Source organism: Thermaerobacter litoralis (assembly GCF_054654595.1).
Genome location: NZ_BAAIES010000008.1, coordinates 206,358 through 224,621, shown reverse-complemented (window position 1 = coordinate 224,621; position 18,264 = coordinate 206,358). Strand labels below are relative to the sequence as shown.

15 protein-coding genes are annotated in these 18,264 nt (G+C 73.6%); 4 read left to right on the top strand and 11 right to left on the bottom strand.

Translation table 11 applies throughout. The features are described 5' to 3' along the window. Window positions 1-183 precede the first annotated feature (183 nt). The 4 genes from ACYQ02_RS06260 (at window position 184) to arcC (ending at window position 4,798) form a co-directional block, all read left to right on the top strand. Window positions 184-1,527, top strand: coding sequence for a uracil-xanthine permease family protein (locus tag ACYQ02_RS06260; protein ID WP_460039584.1), 1,344 nt, complete (start codon window positions 184-186; stop codon window positions 1,525-1,527). Window positions 1,528-1,653: 126 nt separating this feature from the next. Next, window positions 1,654-2,622, top strand: a complete 969-nt coding sequence (locus tag ACYQ02_RS06255) for an oxamate carbamoyltransferase subunit AllH family protein (protein ID WP_460039583.1) — start codon at window positions 1,654-1,656, stop codon at window positions 2,620-2,622. Between the two features lie 245 nt (window positions 2,623-2,867). Beyond that, on the top strand, window positions 2,868-3,656 hold the full coding sequence (locus ACYQ02_RS06250; RefSeq protein ID WP_460039582.1) for a cyclase family protein: 789 nt from the start codon (window positions 2,868-2,870) through the stop codon (window positions 3,654-3,656). Window positions 3,657-3,742: 86 nt separating this feature from the next. Next, on the top strand, window positions 3,743-4,798 hold the full coding sequence (gene arcC, locus ACYQ02_RS06245; RefSeq protein WP_460039581.1) for a carbamate kinase: 1,056 nt from the start codon (window positions 3,743-3,745) through the stop codon (window positions 4,796-4,798). A 253-nt stretch (window positions 4,799-5,051) separates the two neighbouring features. Here the strand turns inward: arcC and ACYQ02_RS06240 are convergent, their stop codons facing one another. The 11 genes from ACYQ02_RS06240 to ACYQ02_RS06190 form a co-directional block, all read right to left on the bottom strand. Continuing rightward, window positions 5,052-6,179 carry an ABC transporter ATP-binding protein gene (locus ACYQ02_RS06240; protein ID WP_460039580.1) on the bottom strand — a complete coding sequence of 376 codons (1,128 nt, stop codon included), beginning with the start codon at window positions 6,177-6,179 and terminating at the stop codon, window positions 5,052-5,054. Further along, window positions 6,176-7,207: an ABC transporter ATP-binding protein gene (locus ACYQ02_RS06235; protein WP_460039579.1), complete on the bottom strand. Its 1,032-nt coding sequence runs from the start codon at window positions 7,205-7,207 to the stop codon at window positions 6,176-6,178. Before ACYQ02_RS06235 ends, ACYQ02_RS06240 begins: the two co-directional genes overlap by 4 nt. A 45-nt stretch (window positions 7,208-7,252) precedes the next feature. Then, on the bottom strand, window positions 7,253-9,061 hold the full coding sequence (locus ACYQ02_RS06230) for a gamma-glutamyltransferase family protein (protein ID WP_460039578.1): 1,809 nt from the start codon (window positions 9,059-9,061) through the stop codon (window positions 7,253-7,255). A 109-nt stretch (window positions 9,062-9,170) separates the two neighbouring features. After that, window positions 9,171-9,698 carry a chromate transporter gene (locus ACYQ02_RS06225; protein ID WP_460039577.1) on the bottom strand — a complete coding sequence of 176 codons (528 nt, stop codon included), beginning with the start codon at window positions 9,696-9,698 and terminating at the stop codon, window positions 9,171-9,173. Between the two features lie 47 nt (window positions 9,699-9,745). After that, window positions 9,746-10,678, bottom strand: a complete 933-nt coding sequence (locus ACYQ02_RS06220) for an ABC transporter permease (RefSeq protein ID WP_460039576.1) — start codon at window positions 10,676-10,678, stop codon at window positions 9,746-9,748. Beyond that, window positions 10,675-11,634 carry an ABC transporter permease gene (locus ACYQ02_RS06215; RefSeq protein ID WP_460039575.1) on the bottom strand — a complete coding sequence of 320 codons (960 nt, stop codon included), beginning with the start codon at window positions 11,632-11,634 and terminating at the stop codon, window positions 10,675-10,677. Before ACYQ02_RS06215 ends, ACYQ02_RS06220 begins: the two co-directional genes overlap by 4 nt. Before the next feature lie 112 nt (window positions 11,635-11,746). Beyond that, on the bottom strand, window positions 11,747-13,429 hold the full coding sequence (locus tag ACYQ02_RS06210; RefSeq protein WP_460039574.1) for an ABC transporter substrate-binding protein: 1,683 nt from the start codon (window positions 13,427-13,429) through the stop codon (window positions 11,747-11,749). A 358-nt stretch (window positions 13,430-13,787) separates the two neighbouring features. Beyond that, window positions 13,788-14,645 (bottom strand): IclR family transcriptional regulator, encoded by an 858-nt coding sequence (locus ACYQ02_RS06205; protein WP_460039769.1) that lies wholly within the window; start codon window positions 14,643-14,645, stop codon window positions 13,788-13,790. A gap of 449 nt (window positions 14,646-15,094) precedes the next feature. Continuing rightward, window positions 15,095-16,078: an NAD(P)H-quinone oxidoreductase gene (locus ACYQ02_RS06200; protein ID WP_460039573.1), complete on the bottom strand. Its 984-nt coding sequence runs from the start codon at window positions 16,076-16,078 to the stop codon at window positions 15,095-15,097. A 93-nt stretch (window positions 16,079-16,171) separates the two neighbouring features. Continuing rightward, entirely contained in the window at window positions 16,172-16,666 is a 495-nt protein-coding gene (locus ACYQ02_RS06195; RefSeq protein ID WP_460039572.1) for a hotdog fold thioesterase, read from the bottom strand. Then, window positions 16,663-17,988 (bottom strand): phenylacetate--CoA ligase family protein, encoded by a 1,326-nt coding sequence (locus ACYQ02_RS06190; protein ID WP_460039571.1) that lies wholly within the window; start codon window positions 17,986-17,988, stop codon window positions 16,663-16,665. The genes ACYQ02_RS06195 and ACYQ02_RS06190 overlap by 4 nt, the downstream gene beginning before the upstream one ends. Between the last annotated feature and the right edge of the window lie 276 nt (window positions 17,989-18,264).

The window sequence follows — 18,264 nt, the reverse complement described above, 5'->3', positions numbered from 1 at the left end:
GCGGGCCCGGTAGGGTCCCCGCCCCCGGGGGCCCGGATGACCCCCCTCTGGGGGTCCCGGATGACCTCCTGGCCGGGGAGCCCGGGTGGCCTGCGGGGCGCCGGGGCCGGAGGGCGGGTTCATCCGCGCGGTTTTCTTCAAACTGAGGGAGGAGCGAGGCACCTCCCAGGGGGGCGTTGCGTGATGGCGGCAGAGCGTAACGGGGTCGTGGGGTACCTGCCCCAAGACCGGCCGCCCTTCGGGGCCCTGGTCAGCCTGGGCTTTCAGCACGTGCTGACCATGTTCCCGGCCACCGTGCTGGTGGCCATCCTGACGGGCTTTGACGTGGGGGTGACGTTGTTTGCCTCGGGCTTGGCCACCATCGTGGCCGTGGTGGGGTCCCGGGGGCGCATCCCGCTCTACTACGGCGGCAGCTTCGCCTACATCGCCCCGGTGCAGGCGGTGGCGAAGACGTCGGGTCTGGCCGTGGCCCAGGCCGGCGTGGTGGCCACGGGCGTGCTCAACGCGGTCTGCGGCTGGCTGATCCAGCGGGCGGGCAAGGCGCGGCTGGACCGGGTGCTGCCGCCGGCGGTCACGGGCGCCGTGGCCATCGTCATCGGCATCGCCCTGGCCAAGACGGCGATGGACATGGCGTCGAAGAACTGGGGCATCGCCCTGCTCACCCTGATCCTGACCATCCTGTTCTCCGTCTACCTGCAGGGGCGGGGGCTGCTGGGCATGCTGCCCGTGTTGCTCGGGGCGGCCTGCGGCTACGTGGTGGCGGCGGCCACGGGCCACGTGGACTTCCGGCCGGTGGTGGAGGCGCCCTGGTTCGCCCTGCCTCGCTTCCAGCTGCCGGACTTCACGGCGCCCGGCGCCTGGCAGGCCATCCTGGCCATCGCGCCCATTGCCATCGCCACGATCCCGGAGAGCACGGCCCACCTCTACCAGATCAGCCTCTACATCGACCGGCTGGCGGAAGAGAAGGGCAAGCCGCCCCTGCGGATCAAGGACCTGATCGGGCTGAACCTGATCCTGGACGGGCTGGCGGACATCGTCCACGGCATGCTGGGCGCCTCGTCGGGCACCAACTACGGCGAGAACAACAGCCTGATGGCCATCACCCGCAACTACTCGACGGCGGTGCTGGTGGCGGCCGGCGTCATCGCCATGATCCTGGGCTTTTTCAGCAAGCTGTCGGCCCTGGTCGGCACCCTGCCCGAGTTCGTCACCGGCGGCCTGGCCATCTACCTGTTCGGCGTCATCGGCATGCAGGGCATCGCCCTGATGATGTCGGAGCGGGTGAACCTGTTCGACCCGCGGCAGCTGGCCATCGGCGCGGTGATCCTGGTGGTGGGCCTGGGCGGCAACGCCTTCGAGGGCGGCAACATCCCCATCTGGGGCATGAAGCTCCCGGCCATCGCCACCGCCGCGGTGGCGGGGATCCTGCTCAACCTGATCTTCCTCGCCTTCGACCGGAATCAGGCGACGGGGCAAGCGGCACGGCTGGCGGAGCCGGCGCCGTCACCGGCCGGCGGGGACGACTGAGCCGCCGGGGCAGCCTGCTCGCCCGGCGGCAACGAGGGAAGCCGCGCATCGCGGCACGCGCCGCCTCCGCTCGAGAAATGGCGGGGAGGCCGGAGGGGGGCCCGCGGGGTGGAGGGCGATCGCTGGTTGGATCGACCCGAAGCCGGTACCCGGGTCCCCCCTTGCTTCACGGGCCGGGTCGTGGCGGTCCACCGGGCTGGCGCCTATGCGGCCGGGTGGACCCGGCCGGCCGGTGTCGTTGAAGCCCCTGAACTCTCCTGGTTCCCGGGGCCGGCCGGGGGCGGGGAGGCCGCCGGGCCGGGCCGGCCCCACCGCCTTCCCCGGGCCTTCGTGGTGGTCGCCGTGGGGGACCGGCGCTGGCCGCCCGGTCCCTGGCACCTCCGCCTGCCCCTCATCCTGGGGGACGAACCGGCCGGGTGGCGGGCGTGGCTGGCCCCCGGGGCCCCCGTCGCCTGGGGCGCGGAAGGCGGGGTGGTAGGGTCCGGCCCCCGGGCCCTGCCGATCCCGCCACCGTCCCACTGGAAGCGCTGGACCCCACCCCGGGGGCCGCAGGGTCCGGCCCCGGCGCGCCGGCAGGCCTGTGCCGTCCTTGGCCACCTGCTGGCGGTGGCCCGGCGGCCGGGATGGGAGCCGGTGGCCGGGCGGGTGGCGGCGGTGTGGCGCTCTGCCGCCGCCGGCCGGTGGGACGCCGCCTCCTCCGCCGCCCTGGACGTGCTGGGGGCCGGGCCGGGGCTCACGCCGTCGGGCGACGACTGGCTGGCGGGGTGGACGGCCTATTGGGCCTGGCGTTCGGCCGGCAGCGGCGGGTTCGACCGGTGGGCCGGCGCGATCCGGGAGGCCGCCTGCCGCCGGACGGGCCCCGTGAGCCGGGCCCTGCTGGAAGGGGCCCTGGCCGGCGAGCTGCCCGAACCCGCGGCCGGGCTTCTGGCCGCCCTCTGGACCGGCCGGGCCGCGGCCGTCCCGGGGGCCGCCCGCCGGCTCCTGCGGGTCGGCCATTCCTCCGGGGTCGATCTGGCCTGGGGCCTGTGGATGGCGGCCCGGCTGGACGGCGCCACCGGCCCCGGGGCAAGGGCCGTTCCGCCCGGCCTGGTTTGATCGGACACGGGACCGGCTGCCCGCGGCCGCCAGCCCCGTGACCAGCGAGTTCACAAACCCACGCCCTTTCCCTTGTTTCGCTTCAACAAAGGTTTTGGGTCCCGCCAACCCTAAGACCCCACCCGGGTTGAATGCAGGCGCGGTCACCGGGCCGGTCCGAGCCCCCGACGATGCCGGGCCGCCGGCCGTTGCCCCGGGGTGGAAACGCCCCGGAGCCCGTTCCGACCAGGCAAGGAGGCATCCCCATGACCCGACCTGTCGTGCCCGTCGACCTCAGCCACGTCGAGCTGATCGACCTCTCCCACCCCTGGGGCGTCCACACCCCGGCCTTCGCCGGCTACGACGGCCCCGTGGTCAAGTGGATCAAGCGGCCTGCCTTTGACCGGGTGGGCGGCCAGAAGATCGAGACGACCCTCCACGTGGGCACCCACCTGGACGCGCCGATCCACTTCATCACCGGGGGCAAGGACATCGCCAGCCTGCCCCTGGACCGCCTCTTCGGCCCGGGGGTGGTGGTCGACATCAGCGACGAGGTGGGCGACTACGACATCTACACCCCCGACCACATCACCCGCAAGGTGGAGGTGCGCAAGGGAGACATCCTGATCATCCACACCGGTTACCACCACTACTACAACCATGGCGACCGGCCCGACGAGGAGCGCTACTTCTGCAAGCACCCGGGCCCGACGCGGGAGTTCGCCGAGTGGGCGCTGTCCATGGAGCTGCGCTGGATCGGCATCGACGCGGGCTCGGCGGACCACCCGATGAACACCATCATCCGCAAGCTGCGGCCCGACCTGGCCCGGGAAGCGGAGCGCAAGCTGGGCCGGCCGCTGGACGAGATCTTCCCCGAACACGAGTTCCAGCTGATGCACAACGTCCTCTTCCCCCACGACCTGGTCCACGTGGAGAACGTGGGCGGGGACATCGACCGGGTGTTGAACCAGCGGGTCTGGATCGGCTGCTTCCCCTGGAAGTTCGAGGGTGGCGAGGCGGCCTTCTGCCGCGTGGTGGCCTTCGTCCAGCGGTGAACCGCGGGTTGGCCGCCGGCACCAGGACCTGGCGGAAGCCGGGCGCGGCCGCCGGGGCCCGCCCACGGGAGCAAGGGGAGAGGGGCATGGCCGCAGCGCCTGACGATCTGAAGGACGGCCAGGGAGCGGGCGCCCTGGCGATGCCCGGTGCGCCGGAAGACGTAAAGGCGGGGGAACCGGAAGCCCCGGCCAGGCCGGGGGCCCTCTGGGTGGTGGCCCTGGGTGGCAACGCCCTCCTGCGCCGCGGGGAGCGGGGGACCTACGAGGAGCAGGCCGCCAACCTGGCCGCCGCAGCCCGCCAGCTGGCCGGGCTGGTCGCCCGGGGCGACCGCCTGGTGATCGTCCACGGCAACGGGCCCCAGGTGGGCAATCTGCTGATCCAGCAGGAGGAGGCGGCCGCCCTGGTGCCGCCCATGCCGCTCCATGCCTGCGTGGCCATGACCCAGGGCCTGCTGGGCTTCATGCTGCAGCAGGCCCTGGAGCGGGAGCTGGCCCACCGGGGGCTTCGCCCCCGGACGGCGGCGCTGATCACCCGGGTGCAGGTTCGTCCGGAGGACCCGGCCTTTGCCCGGCCCTCCAAGCCCGTGGGGCCCTTCTTCGGGGAAGAGGCCGCCCGGACCCTGGCCCGCCAGCGGGGATGGCACGTCGCCGAAGACGCCGGCCGCGGCTGGCGGCGGCGCGTGGCCTCCCCCGACCCCCTGGCCGTCGCCGAGCTGGACGTCATCGCCCAGCTGGTGGCGGCGGGGGTCACCGTGGTGGCGGCGGGCGGGGGTGGCATCCCGTGGGCCGAAGGGCAGGGGGTGGAGGCCGTCATCGACAAGGACCTGGCCGCGGCCCGGCTGGCCGTGGACCTGGACGCCGGCGGCCTGTTCATCCTGACCGATGTGCCCCACGTGGCCGTCCACTGGGGGACGCCCCGCCAGCGCAGCCTGGGGCGGGTGACAGCGGCGGAGCTGGCCGCCTACCGGGAGGCCGGGCACTTCGCGGCGGGCAGCATGGGGCCCAAGGTGGAGGCGGTCCTCCGGTTCGTCGAGGCCACCGGCCGGCGAGCGGCCATCGGCCCGCTGGAGCGGGCGGCCGACGTGGTCGACGGGCGGGCGGGGACCCAGGTGATCCCCGCCACGGCGGCCACGGTGGCATGAGGGGGCAGGGGGCCAGCCGCCCCGGCACCGCTTTGCCGGCACGCAGCTCTTTGCCGACACCCCTTGGGGACCGGTCCCCCAGGCCGCCGGCCGCCCGCTCCCCGGCGAACCCGGCCTTGCTCCCCGGTGAACCCGGCCCGCGGGGCCGGGGCTGGAGCGGGGTATCGCTTGCTTGCGCAACAGGCGTTCTGCGGCCGGCGGCCGGTCGCTCCCTGGACCCGGCTCCTCCCCCGGCCCCTCACACCCCGGCCCCTCACACCCCGGCCCCGGCCACGGCACCGGCCCGGCCCAGCGCCTCCTCGGCGAAGTGGCAGGCCACCCAGTGGCCCGGCCGGATGGCCCGCCAGGCCGGTTCTTCCCGGCGGCAGCGGTCCCGGGCCAGGGGGCAGCGGGTGTGGAACCGGCACCCGGCGGGGGGCCGGGCGGGACTGGGCACATCGCCCTGCAGGACGATGCGCTCCCGCCGGCGCTCGGGATCGGGCTCGGGGATGGCCGAAAGCAAGGCCTGGGTATAGGGGTGGGCGGGCCAGGCGTACAGCTCATCGGCGCCGGCCAGTTCCACCAGCTTGCCCAGATACATCACGCCCACCCGGTCGCTGACGTGCCGGACCACGTTGAGGTCGTGGGCGATGAACAGGTAGGTCAGCCCCAACTCGCGCTGCAACTCCATCAGCAGGTTCAGGATCTGGGACTGGATGGAGACGTCCAGGGCGCTGACGGGCTCGTCGCACACCACCAGCCGCGGGTTGAGGGCCAGGGCCCGGGCGATGCTCAGCCGCTGGCGCTGGCCGCCGGAGAACTCGTGGGGCAGGCGGCGGGCGTCCTGGGCCGACAGGCCGACCCGCTCCAAGAGTTCCGCCACCCGCCGCTCCCGCTCCCGCCGGGGCACGCCGTGAATGACCAGGGGTTCGGCCACGATCTGCCCTGCGGTCATCCGCGGGTCCAGGGACCCGAAGGGGTCCTGGAAGACGATCTGCATCTCCCGGCGCAGCCGCCGCATGGCAGCGGCCGGGAGCCGGGTCAGGTCCCGGCCGCGGTAGAGGATCTGACCCGCCGTGGGCTCCACCAGCCGCAGGATGGCCCGTCCCGTGGTGGTCTTGCCGCAGCCGCTCTCGCCGACCAGGCCCAACGTCTCCCCCTCGTGAAGGGTGAAGGACACGCCGTCCACGGCCCGGATGAACCCCTCCACCCGCCCGAAGACCCCGCGGCGGATGGGGTAGTACTTTTTGAGGTCCCGGACCTCCAGCAGGGGCGCCCCCGCGGACGAACCGTCCTCATCCGTAAACGCCGTCAACGTCCCGCCGCCGGCCCGGGACGGGCCGCCGGAGCCCGAGCCGGGGTCAAAAGAGGGGGCGGCGCCTGCCGTGATCTGTCGCCTCATCGTGCACTCACCTCCCGGCGGCCTTGGCCGTGCAGCCAGCAGCGGGCGCCCCGGCCCGGTTCCACCGGAACCCACGGCGGCGCCTCCCGGCGGCAGACGTCCATGACGTCGGGACAGCGGGGCGCGAAGGGACAGCCCGGCGGGCGGCGGGAGGGATGGGGGACCGCCCCCTCGATGGCCGGCAGGGGCGTCTTGCGCGGCAGGTCCCGCCGGGGGATGGAGCGCAGCAGGCCCGCCGTATACGGGTGGCGGGGCTGGCGGAAGACCGCCTCGACCGGCCCTTCCTCCACCACCTCACCGGCGTACATCACCACCACCCGGTCGGCCATCTCCGCCACCACGCCCAGGTCGTGGGTGATGAAGAGGATGCTGGTGCCTAGCTGGCGCTGCAGCGCCCGCAAGAGGTCCAGGATCTGGGCCTGGATCGTCACGTCCAGGGCCGTGGTGGGCTCGTCGGCGATCAGCAGCCGTGGCCGGCAGGCCACGGCCATGGCGATCATCACCCGCTGCCGCAGGCCGCCCGAGAGCTCGTGGGGGTACTGGTCCAGCCGCCGCTCGGGGTCGGCGATGCCCACCTGCCGGAAGGCCTCCAACGCCAGGGCCCGCGCCTCCTGGCGGCTGCAGCGGCGGTGGACGCGGATCGCCTCGGCCACCTGCTCGCCGCAGGTGTAGACCGGGTTCAGGCTCGTCATGGGCTCCTGAAAGATCATGGCGATGCGGTTGCCCCGGATGCCGCGCATCACCCCCTCGCCGGCCCGGGCCAGGTCGGTGCCCTCGAAGAGGATCCGGCCCTGGCGGACCCGGGCCTGGGGCTCGGGCAGAAGCCCCATGATGGAAAGGGCGGTGACGCTTTTGCCGCAGCCGCTCTCGCCGACCAGCGCCACCGTTTCGCCCTCCCCCACCTGGAAGGTGGCGCCCCGCACGGCATCAAAGGGGCCGTCCTCGGTGTGGAACCGGACCCACAGGTCCTCCACGGACAGGACCGGGGCGGTGGAACCGGCCGGGGCCCGTCCAACCCGTTGGCTCACGCCATCCCACCTCCTTGGCGCCGGGTGAGGCGGCGGGGCGCCGCCTCACAGCCCCAGGGCCGCGCCGCCGTCCCGCGGGTCGGCCGCCCCTTCGTAGACCCCGTCTTCCAGGACCCGGATCAGCATCGCCGAGCCGCCGGCGGCCCAGGGGCCCACCCCCCGCAGCACGTGGCCGCGGCGCAGCAGCTCGGCCGCCGTCTCCGCCGGGAAGCGGGATTCCAGGCGCAGCTCCAGGGGCGCCTTCAGGCTGATGGGATCGGTGCCGGGGAAGCTGGTCCAGCGGGGCGCCGCCACGGCCCGGTAGGCGTCCATCCCGAAGTCCAGCACGTTGACGAGCACCTGCAGGTTCCACTGGGGCTGGCCGTCGCCGCCAGGGGTGTTGCCCACCAGGACCAGCTCGCCGTCGTCGCGGGCGGCGCGGGTGGCGCCGGCCGCGGGGCCTGCTGCGGGGCTCGCCGCGGAGCCCACCGCGGGGCTCGCCGGGGTGGCGCCGAGCCCTCCACCAGGGGTCCCGCTACCGGGCGTGCCGTCGCCGGCGCCGTCGCCGCCGGCAATGCCCGCCGCCGGCTGGCCGTCGCCGGCCGGCGCCCGGGTCACCAGGTAGGTATTCAAGGTGTGCATCGTCCGCTTGCCGGGGGCCAGGCCGTTGGGATGCTCCTCGCTCAGGACGAACCCGCGCCCGGCCCGGTTGTTCATCAGAAAGCCGGTGCCGGGCACCATCACCCCGGCGCCCCAGAGGGCCGAGATGCTGTGGATGAAGGAGACGGCGTTCCCCTCGGCGTCGACGGCGACAAAGGAGGTGGTGTCGCCGTCCAGCTCCCCGCCGGCGGGGGCGTTGTTGGCCCGCTCGGGGTCGATGTCCCGGCGCCGCCGGGCGGCGTAGGCCTTGCTCAGGAGGCGCTCGACGGGCGCCTGGACGAACCGGGGATCGCCCAGGTACGCGTTGCGGTCCGCGAAGGCCAGCTTCTTGATCTCCACCAGCAGGTGGACCACGTCGGGGTCCGTGGGGGACCGGCCGGCCAGGTCGAAGCCCTCCAGCAGGTTCAGCATCTCCAGGAGGATCAGTCCCTGGGAGGGCGGCGCCGTCTCGAAGACCCGGTAGCCGCGGTAGGTGGTGACCAGCGGCCGGTAGACCTCCACCTCGAAGGCGGCCATGTCCTCGGCCGTCAGCAGGCCACCGGCAGCCTGGGACGCCTCGCCGATGGCCCGGGCCAGCCCGCCCTTGTAGAAGTCCTCGGCGCCGCCCGCCAGAACCCGCTCCAGGCTGCGGGCCAGGTCGGGGTTCTTGAGGACGGTCCCCGGCCGGGGCCGCGGCCCCGCGGCCAGGAAGACGGCCGCCGCCGCGGGATCCTGGGCCAGCTTCTTCGCCCCGGCGGCGATGTTGGCGGCCAGCCGGGCGTCGATGGGGAAGCCTTCCCGGGCATAGCGGATGGCGGGCGCCCAGAGCTCCTCCAGGGGCTTGGAGCCGAAGCGGGCGTGCATCTCCAGGTAGACGCCCACAGCCCCCGGCACCGCCACGGACCACCAGCCCTCGAAGGGCATCTCGGTGTGGCCCGCGGCCCGGTACCGGGCCACGGTGGCGGCCATGGGCGCCGGGCCGCTGCCGTTGAAGGCCGTGACGGTGCGGGTGCGGGCGTCGTAGACCAGGGCGAAGGCGTCGCCCCCCAGGCCGCACATCTCGGGCATGGTCACGCCGGTCACCGCGGCCATGGCCAGGGCGGCGTCGACGGCGTTGCCGCCCCGGGCCAGCACCTGCAGGCCCGCCGCCGTGGCCAGGGGCTGGCCGGAGGCCACCAGGCCGTTACGGGCCCAGACGGGCCGGCCGGGATCGGACGTCAGCGCGGGATCGATCATGGCGCTCACCTCACGGTGCGTGATGCATGGTGCGTGACGGCGACGGATGGATGAATAGATGGATGCCGTGGCGATGGGCCGCCCCTCCTCGATCCCTGGCACCGCCCCGTTAGATCCGGAGCACCGCGCCGGTGGCCAGGGCCAGGGCGACCACCAGGGCCGGGTTCACCCCGGCGAAGAGCAGCACGGCGCTGGCCGCCCCGATGACCCACGTGGCCACCCCGGGGAAGGAGCGGGTTCCCAGATCCCAGGCCACCTGGAGCATCAAGGCGACGGCCACCGGCTTCACCGCCTTGAGGGCCCCGGCCACCGCCGGCGAGTGACGGTAGGCCTGGAAGACGCCGACCAGGGCGATCATCGCCACCGCCGTCGGCGCCACCGCCGCCGTGGTGGCCACCAGAAGGCCCGCCAGCCCCGCCACCTTGAAGCCGATGAAGGCGGCCAGCTTGGTGGCGATGGGGCCGGGCAGGGCGTTACCCAGGGCCAGGGTCTCGGCGAAGCCGGATTCATCCAGCCAGTGGTAATGGTCGACCACCTGTTCCTTGATGAAGGGCACCACGCCGGGGCCACCGCCGAATCCCAGAAGCCCGCTCTGCCCGAAGGCCACGGCCAGTTGCCACAAGCGCTCCCACGACACCTCGGTCCCTCCTTGCCGCTCGCCGCCGGTCCCCTCGATGCTGCACGTCAATTCCGCAGGCGCGGGTCCAAGAGATCCCGCAGCCCATCCCCCAGCAGGTTGAAGGCCAGCACCGTGACGAAGATGGCCAGGCCGGGCCAGTAGGCCATCCAGGGCGCCAGGTCGAGGTAGCCCTGGGCCGTCCGCAGGTCGTAGCCCCAGCTGGGGTACGGCGGCTGGATCCCCAGACCCAGGTAGCTCAGGCTGGCCTCGCTGATCACCGCCGCGGCCAGGCTCAGGGTGGCCTGGACCAGGACGGGGCTCAGGATGTTGGGCAGGATGTGCCGGCCGATCTGCCAGAGGTGGCCCGCCCCGGCCGCCCGGCCTGCTTCCACGTATTCCAGTTCCCGGACCGCCAGCACCTGCCCACGCACCAGCCGGATGAAGGTGGGGGCGAGGCTGATGCCGATGGCGACCATGGCGTTGCCGAAGCTGGGCCCGAGGACGGCGGCGATGGCCAGGGCCAGCACCAGGGAGGGAAAGGCCATCAGGGCGTCGGTCAGCCGCATGATGACCCCCTCGTCCCAGAAGCCGCGGAAGTAGCCGGCCACCAGCCCGACGGGCAGGCCGATGGCCAGGGCCAGGCCCACGGAGATGAGGCCCGCCAGGATCGACACCCGGGCGCCGTAGATCAGGCGGGAGAGGATGTCCCGGCCCAGCTCGTCGGTGCCCAGGGGGTGGGCCGGCGACGGCGGCTGCAGGACCGCGGCATAGTCCGGTTCCACCGGATCGTAGGGGGCCAGCACGGGGGCCAGCAGGGCCACCACGAGAAGCACCAGCACCACGGCCGCCCCCGCGGCAGCCAGCCGGTGGCGGACGAACCGGCGCCCCAGGCGCCGCCAGCCAGGAACACCCTGGGGTCCGCCGGGGAGGGCGGCCCCATCGCCGGCGCCGCCGGGCTCCAGATCCGGGACGGCAACGGGTTCCGGTTCAAGGCTCATGCCCGGCTCCCTCCCGTGACCTTGATCCGCGGATCCAGCCAGGCGTAGAGGATGTCGACCACCAGGTTGACGGCGACCACCAGGGCGGCGGCGACCAGCACGGCGCCCTTCAGGGTGATCAGGTCGCGGGTGAAGATGCTGTCCACGATCAACCGGCCGAATCCCGGGATGACGAAGATCTGCTCGGTGATCACCAGGCCCCCCAGCAGTCCCGCCAGCTGCAGGCCGCTGACGGTGAGCACGGGGACCAGGGCGTTGCGGGCGGCGTGGCGGACGACCACGCCCCAGCGGCCGAGCCCCTTGGCCCGGGCGGTGCGGACATAGTCGAGCCGCAGGACCTCCAAGAGGCTGGACCGCATCATGCGCATCAGCACCGCCGACTCCCGCAGGCCGGTGACGACGATGGGCAGGATCATCGTCTTCAGGTTCTGCACCGGGTCGACGGTCAGGGGCACGTACCCCGAGGCGGGAAGCCATTTCATCCGCACGGCGAAGAAGAGGATCAGCAGCATGCCCAGCCAGAACTGGGGAACCGACAGCCCCGCCAGGGCCAGCACCGTGCCCACGTGGTCGGCGGCGGTGCCCCGGCGGGTGGCGGCCACGATGCCGGCGGGCAGCGCCACCAGGGTGGCCACCAGCATGGCCCCCACGGCCAGCTCCACCGTGGCCGGCAGGCGCTGGGCGATCAGGGTGGCTACGGGCGTCCCGTCCACCAGGGAGCGCCCCAGATCCCCCCGCAGCACGCCGGCCAGCCAGGTCAGGTACTGGACGTGCAGGGGCCGGTCGAGGCCGTGGGCCCGGTTGAAGGCGGCCACCGCCTCGGGCGACGCCTCGGGACCGAGGATGGCCCGTCCCGGGTTGCCCGGCACCACGTGGATCAGGATGAACACCAGCAGGGTGACCAGGATCAGCACGGGGATGCTGAGCAGCAACCGCCGCACCACGAACTGGAGCAAGGGCTCACCTCCCTGCCGGCAAGCCGGGCGGGCGGCAGGGGCGCCCCCGCCGGGCGCACCGCCGCCGGGTGCACCCCCGCCGGCCCCGCCCCTCCTGCCGCCGGCGTGGAGATCAGGGGGTTTTCGTCAGGTTCTCCGTGCGGATGATGCCGTCGGGGTAGTTGACGAAGCCCTGGACCTTGGCCGAGTAGGCCTTCACGTTCTTCGGATAGTAGAGGTAGATGTACGGGGCATCGGCGTGGATCTGCTCCATGATCTGCCGGTAGAGTTCGACCCGCTGGTTCATGTCCAGGATCTGGCGCGCCTCGTCCAGCAGCTGGTCCACCTGGGGATTGCTGTAGCGGGAGTCGTTCTGGCTCCCGTCGGTGTAGAACCAGGGGTAGATGTTCCCGTCGGGATCGGGCCGCCCGCTCCAGCCCAGGGCCGCCGCCTGGTAGTTGCCGTTGTCGGTGTCGTCGAGCAGGCTGCCGAACTCCACCTGCTGGATCTCCATCTCGATGCCGGCGTCGGCCAGCATGTCCTTGATCACCTGGGCGATCTGCTGGGTGACGGGCCCGGTCCCGGTCTTGAGGGTGAAGCGGAAGCCGTCGGGCTTGCCGCCCTGGGCCAGCAGCGCCTTCACCGCCTCCAGGTCCCGCTGGGGCGGCTCCCCCGAGGCGGCGGCCGCCGGGCTCGACGGCGGGAAGGGCCCATAGCCGGGGTCGGCCGTCTCCTGGAAGACCACCCGGACCAGGGTCGCCCGGTCGATGGCCAGGTCCACCGCCCGCCGCAGGGAGGGGTTGTCAAAGGGCTCCTTCTCCGTATTGAGGTAGATGCCCTGGAACCCCAGGCCCGGCCCGATGTCGACCTTGAGGTTCGGGTTGCCGCGCAGGTCGGCCAGCGCCTGGGCCGGCACCGTGTCGATGATGTCCAGCTGCCCCGCCTTGAGGTTCACCACCTTGACGTTGTCGTCGGTGACCACCTTCCACACGATCTTGTCCGCCTTGGGCAGGCCCTCCCGCCAGTAGTCCGGGTTCTTCACCAGGACGATCTGGTCGCCCTTGATCCGGCTCTCGAACTTGAAGGGACCCGAACCGACGGGTTTTTGGGCGAACTGGTCGCCCGCCTCCTGGATCGCCTTGGGCGAGGCGATCATCCCCGCCCGGTCGGTCAGGGTGTAGAGCAGCGGGCTGTAGGGCTGCTTGAGCACGATGCGCACCGTGTACTCGTCGACCTTCTCCACCCGCTCCACGGCGGAGAGCTCGCTGTAGCGGGCCGAGTCGGGGTCCAGGTAGCGCTCCAGGTTGAACACCACGGCGTCGGCGTTCAGCGGCGTCCCGTCGTGGAAGGTGATCCCCTGGCGGAGCTTGATGGTGTACACCTTGCCGTCGTCGGAGACCTGGGGCAGGTCCTCCGCCAGCTCGGGCACCACCTGCAGGTTTTCGTCCAGCTCGTAGAGCTTGTCGAAGATGCTGTTCTGGACGTAACGGTCCACCAGGGCGCTGGACATGGCCGGATCCAGGTTGGGCGGATCGGCGTTGATGCCGATGGTGATGGTCACCGGGCCCGAGGGCCCCGCTCCTCCCGAGGCCCCCGTTCCCCCGGACGAACCGGCCCCGCCGGAGGCGGCGCCGCCCCCTGAGGCGCCGCTACCGCAGCCGGCCAGCACCAGGGCGATCAGCGCCAGCCAGGCCAGCCGCCGGTAGGCCGCGGGTCGCCGCCGGGAACGGCGCCGGGCCGGCCGGCCATGGTCCGCCCCATCGCCCTGGCGGGCGCCGGGCCGGTTCGTCCCAAGGGTTCCGAGCAAGCGGGTCATCGAGGAAACCCCCTTCCGTGGGAAGCGTTCCTGGAAAGTGGCCGCCGGAGCCCCGCCGGCCTGACAGGGGCCGGCGGTGAAGACGCCGGCGGCCGGGTGAAGTCGCCGGGTTCACGGGCTTGTCCGTGGGCTAGGGCCGGCGAGGGCCGCTGTTCGCGGGCAGCTCCCGTTCCGGTGGCTCCGGCTCCGGCTGCTGGCCGGTCCGAGGGCCGGCCGGGTTCGCCCTTCACCGGGTCCGGGGGCCGGTTCCGGGGGCACCCCGTCCGGGGTGCGCCGCCCCGGGATGACCGGGGGCCGGTTTCGGGAGCACCCCGTCCGGGGCATCCCGTCCCGGGATGGCCGGTTCGGTCCCGTCCGGTCAGAGGGACCGGTCCGGCGGCGTTCGGTGCAGGCCGGCGGCCACCCGCCGGGCCGGCGGCGCCGGGGGCCAGGGCGCCGGCCACGGGCCCTGCCACCCCAGAAGGCGGCTCAGCTCCCGGGCGGCCGCCTGGACGGCCGCCACCATGGCGTCGACCGGCCGCTGGGCCAGCCGCTCCCGGGGCCCCACGATGCTGATGGCGCCGGTGACGTGGCCCAGGTTGTCGAAGACCGCGGCCCCGAAGGCCTGGATGTCCACCTCCACCTCCGAGTCGCTCTCCGCGTACCCGCGCCGGCGGATCTCCGCCAGGTTCGCCAGCAGGTGCTCCCGGTCGGTGATGGTCCGTGGCCCCCGCCGGACGAAGTAGGGCGAGCGCAGGTAGGCGTCGATGTCCTCGGCGGGCAGGTAGGCCAGGATCGGCTTGTTGGAAGCCCCCGAGTGCAGGGAGGCGAACCGGCCCACCTCCGCCGCCATCCGCACCGGGTGCGGGCTGTCCACCTTGGCGGCGCAGACGCTCCGCCAGCCCGCCCGCAGCATCAGGACCGACGTCTCGCCGCTGGCGGCCGTCACCCGCTGCAGCAGGGGGACGGCCAGGCGCGCCACGTCGAGCCCCGCCTCGGCGACGCGCCCTGCCACGAGAAAGGCGGGTCCCAGCCGGTAGCGGCGGGTGACGGGGTCCTGAAACAGGTAACCGTGCTCCTGGAAGGTCGCCAGGATCTTGGAGACCGTCCCCTTGGGCAGCCCGGTGGCCGCCGCCAGCTCGCCGACGCTCCACTCGGGGTTGGAGGCGGAGAAGTGCTGGAGCAACCGCAGGGCCCGGCCCAGGGACTGGATGGTGGCGCGCGGCGCGGCCGTCACCCCCTTCAAGCCGCGGCTCGTCGGTTTCCTATTGGGAAACGTCGTTTCTCCCCCCGGGAGATTGGATTCGCGTATTCGCGCCTTGTCCCCCGATTCCTTCTCCCGAGGGCGGTGAAGTGACGAAAAATTCGTGCCGGATTCCGGGAACCGTCGAAGGGGCACCCCGGCGGCAGGCGAAGGCCCTTTCGCGGCTGGCGGGGACCGCGGTGTCGCTGGCGTCCGAGGGTGGGGCCGCCGGACCGGCCGCGTCCGGGGGTGGGGATCGCTGGGCCGCCTGCGTTGGGGAGCGCGGCTGCTGTGCCGCCGGCGTCCGGGGGGTGGGGACTGCCGTGCCGCCGGTCAGGGGGCGGGGCCGGGGGAGCCGCCCAAGGGCCGGCCCGCAGGGCGGGAAGCGGGGCGCGGCGGCCGGCGCCCCATCCCGCCCGCGCCAGTCGACCCCCGAGACCGCATCAGTCGACCCGCAAGACGATCTTGCCGATGTTGAGGTTGCGCTCCATGTAGCGGTGGGCCTCCCGCACCTGATCCCAGGGGAAGACCCGGTCGATGACCGGGCGGATCCGCCCGCTGGCCAGCTTGGGCAGCACCCGCACGGCGAACTCCCGGGTCAGCTGGGCCTTGTAAGCCGGGCTGCGGGAGCGCAGGGTGGTGCCCGTCACCTGCAGCCGCTTCGCCATGATCCGGCGCAGGTCGAACCGGTCCAGGACGCCGCCGCCCATGGTGGCGATCAGCACAAGCCGCCCGTCGACGGCCAGGCAGTCCAGGTTTTGCTCCCAGTAGGGGGCGCCGACGAAGTCCAGGATCAGATCGACCCCCCGCTCCCCGACAGCCTCCCGCACCGCCGGAGCGAAGGGTCCCAGCTTGTAGTTGATCGCCACCTCTGCCCCCAGGGTGCGGCAGGCCTCCAGCTTGGGCTCGGTGCCGGCCGTGACGGCGACCCGGGCGCCGGCGTCCCGGGCCAGCTGGATCGCCGCCGTCCCCACCCCGCTGGCGCCGGCGTGGATCAGGACCCACTCGCCGGCCTCCAGCCGCCCGATCCAGAAGAGGGTCTGGTAGGCGGTGAGGAAGGCTTCGGGGATGGCCGCCGCCTCCTCGAAGGTGAGGTTGGGCGGGATTGGCAGGGCCATGGTGGCCGGCACGGTGACGTACTGGGCGTAGCCGCCGCCGGGCAACAGGGCGAAGACCCGGTCGCCCACCTGCCATCCCTCGCAACCCTCGCCCAGGGCCACCACCTCGCCGGCGGCTTCCAGGCCCAGCAGCGGGCTGGCCCCCGGCGGCGGGGGATAGAGGCCCCGCCGCTGGAGGATGTCGGCCCGGTTGAGGGCCGTGGCCCGAACCCGGACCAGCAGCTCCCCGGGGCCGGGCTCGGGGTCGGGGAATTCGCCCAGCACCAGGTTCTCGGCGCCACCCGGTTGACGAACCAGAACGGCCTTCATCGGCTCCCATCGCCTCCCCTTCCCTGGGGACCTCGCCTCTTGCCCGGGGACCTCGCCTCCCCGTTCCTTGGGGCCCGGCGGCCGGGGCCGGCGTCAGGTCCCGCGGAAGACCCGGCCATGGCCGGCGGCCACCAGCCGCCCGTCGGGGCGGCGGCGGACCTCCAGCCGGTAGAGGCCGGTCCGCCGCCCGCAGTGTTCCTCCCACGCCTCGGCCACCAGCCGGTCCCCGGGCCGGGCCGGGGCGACGTAGTGCAGGGCCACGTGCAGGGCGACGGCGGGCACGCCGTGGCTGTTGGACGCCGCCGCATGGGCTGCGTCGGCCAGGGCGAAGACGGCGCCGCCGTGCCCGGCGCCGTGGAAGTTGGCCATCTCGGGCCGCAGCGTCATGCCCAGGCGGGCGTAGCCGCGGCGCAGCTCCTCCAGCTCGATCCCCAGCAGCCGGCAGAAGGGGTCGGCGGCGATGCGGGCCCGCCACCCCGGGGGCACGGCGTCCGGGCCGGCCGCCCCGGCCTCCGCCGCGCCGGGCGCCGGCGGGCCGTCACCGGCCGGGGCGGGGCCGCCGCCGGGTCCCCTCTCCGCCCTGCTCACCCCGTCACCTGGCGGCGATCGACCACCCGCACCGCCTTGCCCTCACTGCGGGGCACCGAGCCGGGTTCCACCAGCCGGACGGTGACCTGCAGGCCCAGGGCACCGGCCAGCCGGTCGGTGACCGCCTCCTCCAGCTGCCGGGCCGCATCGGAGGCGGGGTCGAAGCCACCCCAGGCGGCGGCCACGGCGGGTGCCGGCTCCACCCACACCTCGATGCGGTCCAGGGAGCGGCCGCGGTCGACCACGATCTGGTAATGGGGCGCCAGCTCGGGGACCTGGAGCAGCTGGTACTCCACCTCCGAGGGGAAGACGTTGACCCCCCTGACGACCAGCATGTCGTCGACCCGGCCCTTGATGCGGCTCATCCGCACCAGGGTGCGGCCGCAGCGGCAGGGCTCGGGGTAGAGGGCCGCGATGTCCCCGGTGCGGTAGCGGATCACCGGGAAGGCCTCCTTGGTCAGCGACGTGAAGACCAGCTCCCCGAACTGGCCGGGCGGCAGCGGCTCGCCCGTCTCGGGGTCGACCACCTCCGGCAGGAAGTGGTCCTCGTTGATGTGCAGGCCGTCCTTGGCCTCCCGGCACTCGTTGGCCACCCCCGGGCCGATCACCTCGCTGAGCCCGTAGATGTCGACGGCGTCGATGCCCAGGCGCTCCTCCAGCTGGTGCCGCAGCGATTCCGACCAGGGCTCGGCCCCCAGGATCCCGTAGCGCAGGCTGGTGGACCGCCCGTCGATGCCGTGTTCCTCCATGTAATCGGCCAGGTTGAGCAGGTAGGAGGGGGTGCAGCAGATGCCGTGGGGTTTGAGGTCCTGGATCAGCAGGACCTGCCGGGCGGTGTTGCCGCCGGAGGCGGGCACCACCGTGGCGCCGGCCCGCTCGGCCCCCGCGTGCAGGCCCAGGCCGCCGGTGAAGAGGCCGTAGCCGTACGCGTTGTGCAGGATGTGGCCCGGTTCCCCGCCGGCCATGCAGAAGCAGCGGGCTACGCACTCGGCCCAGACCTCCAGGTCGTGGCGGGTGTAGCCCACCACCGTGGGCTTGCCCCTGGTGCCCGAGGAGGCGTGGATGCGGGCGACCCGCTCCAGGGGCTCGGCGAACAGGCCGAAGGGGTAGTGGTCCCGCAGGTCCTGCTTGGTCATGAAGGGCAGGCGGGTCAGGTCCTCCAGGTGGCGGATGTGGTCCGGGGTGAGCCCCCGCTCCTCCATCCGCCGGCGGAAGAGGTCGACCCGGTGATAGGCCCGCTCCACCGTGGCCTTCAGCCGCTCCAGCTGCAGGCGCCGCAAGGTCTCCCGGGACGCCATCTCCACATCCCGGTCCCAGATCATGGCGATCCCTCCCGTGGGGCCGCCGCCCCAGGGCGGCCGGCCGTTCCGTGCGCATCCCCCGGGGAGTTCCACGCCCGGGGGGATCGCCCCTGCCCGCCGCGCCGGCGTCCTCCGCCGCCTGCCAGGCCGCCCAGTCGGCCGGGGTGTTGACGTTGACCAGGCAGGCCAGGGTGGGGTCGACCCGGCGGAGGCGGTCCTCCTCGACCCACCGCACCCGGACGCCCGGGGAGTCCAAGAGGGCCCGCAGGGGGCCACCTCCTGCCTCCAGCAGCCGGC

Bases quoted from the DNA above. Each gene is read 5' to 3' on its own strand.
- ACYQ02_RS06210 (WP_460039574.1), bottom strand. From the start codon at position 13,429: ATGACCCGCTTGCTCGGAACCCTTGGGACGAACCGGCCCGGCGCCCGC.
- ACYQ02_RS06260 (WP_460039584.1), top strand. From the start codon at position 184: ATGGCGGCAGAGCGTAACGGGGTCGTGGGGTACCTGCCCCAAGACCGG.
- ACYQ02_RS06250 (WP_460039582.1), top strand. From the start codon at position 2,868: ATGACCCGACCTGTCGTGCCCGTCGACCTCAGCCACGTCGAGCTGATC.
- ACYQ02_RS06220 (WP_460039576.1), bottom strand. From the start codon at position 10,678: ATGAGCCTTGAACCGGAACCCGTTGCCGTCCCGGATCTGGAGCCCGGC.
- ACYQ02_RS06190 (WP_460039571.1), bottom strand. From the start codon at position 17,988: ATGATCTGGGACCGGGATGTGGAGATGGCGTCCCGGGAGACCTTGCGG.
- ACYQ02_RS06200 (WP_460039573.1), bottom strand. From the start codon at position 16,078: ATGAAGGCCGTTCTGGTTCGTCAACCGGGTGGCGCCGAGAACCTGGTG.
- ACYQ02_RS06240 (WP_460039580.1), bottom strand. From the start codon at position 6,179: ATGAGGCGACAGATCACGGCAGGCGCCGCCCCCTCTTTTGACCCCGGC.
- ACYQ02_RS06230 (WP_460039578.1), bottom strand. From the start codon at position 9,061: ATGATCGATCCCGCGCTGACGTCCGATCCCGGCCGGCCCGTCTGGGCC.
- arcC (WP_460039581.1), top strand. From the start codon at position 3,743: ATGGCCGCAGCGCCTGACGATCTGAAGGACGGCCAGGGAGCGGGCGCC.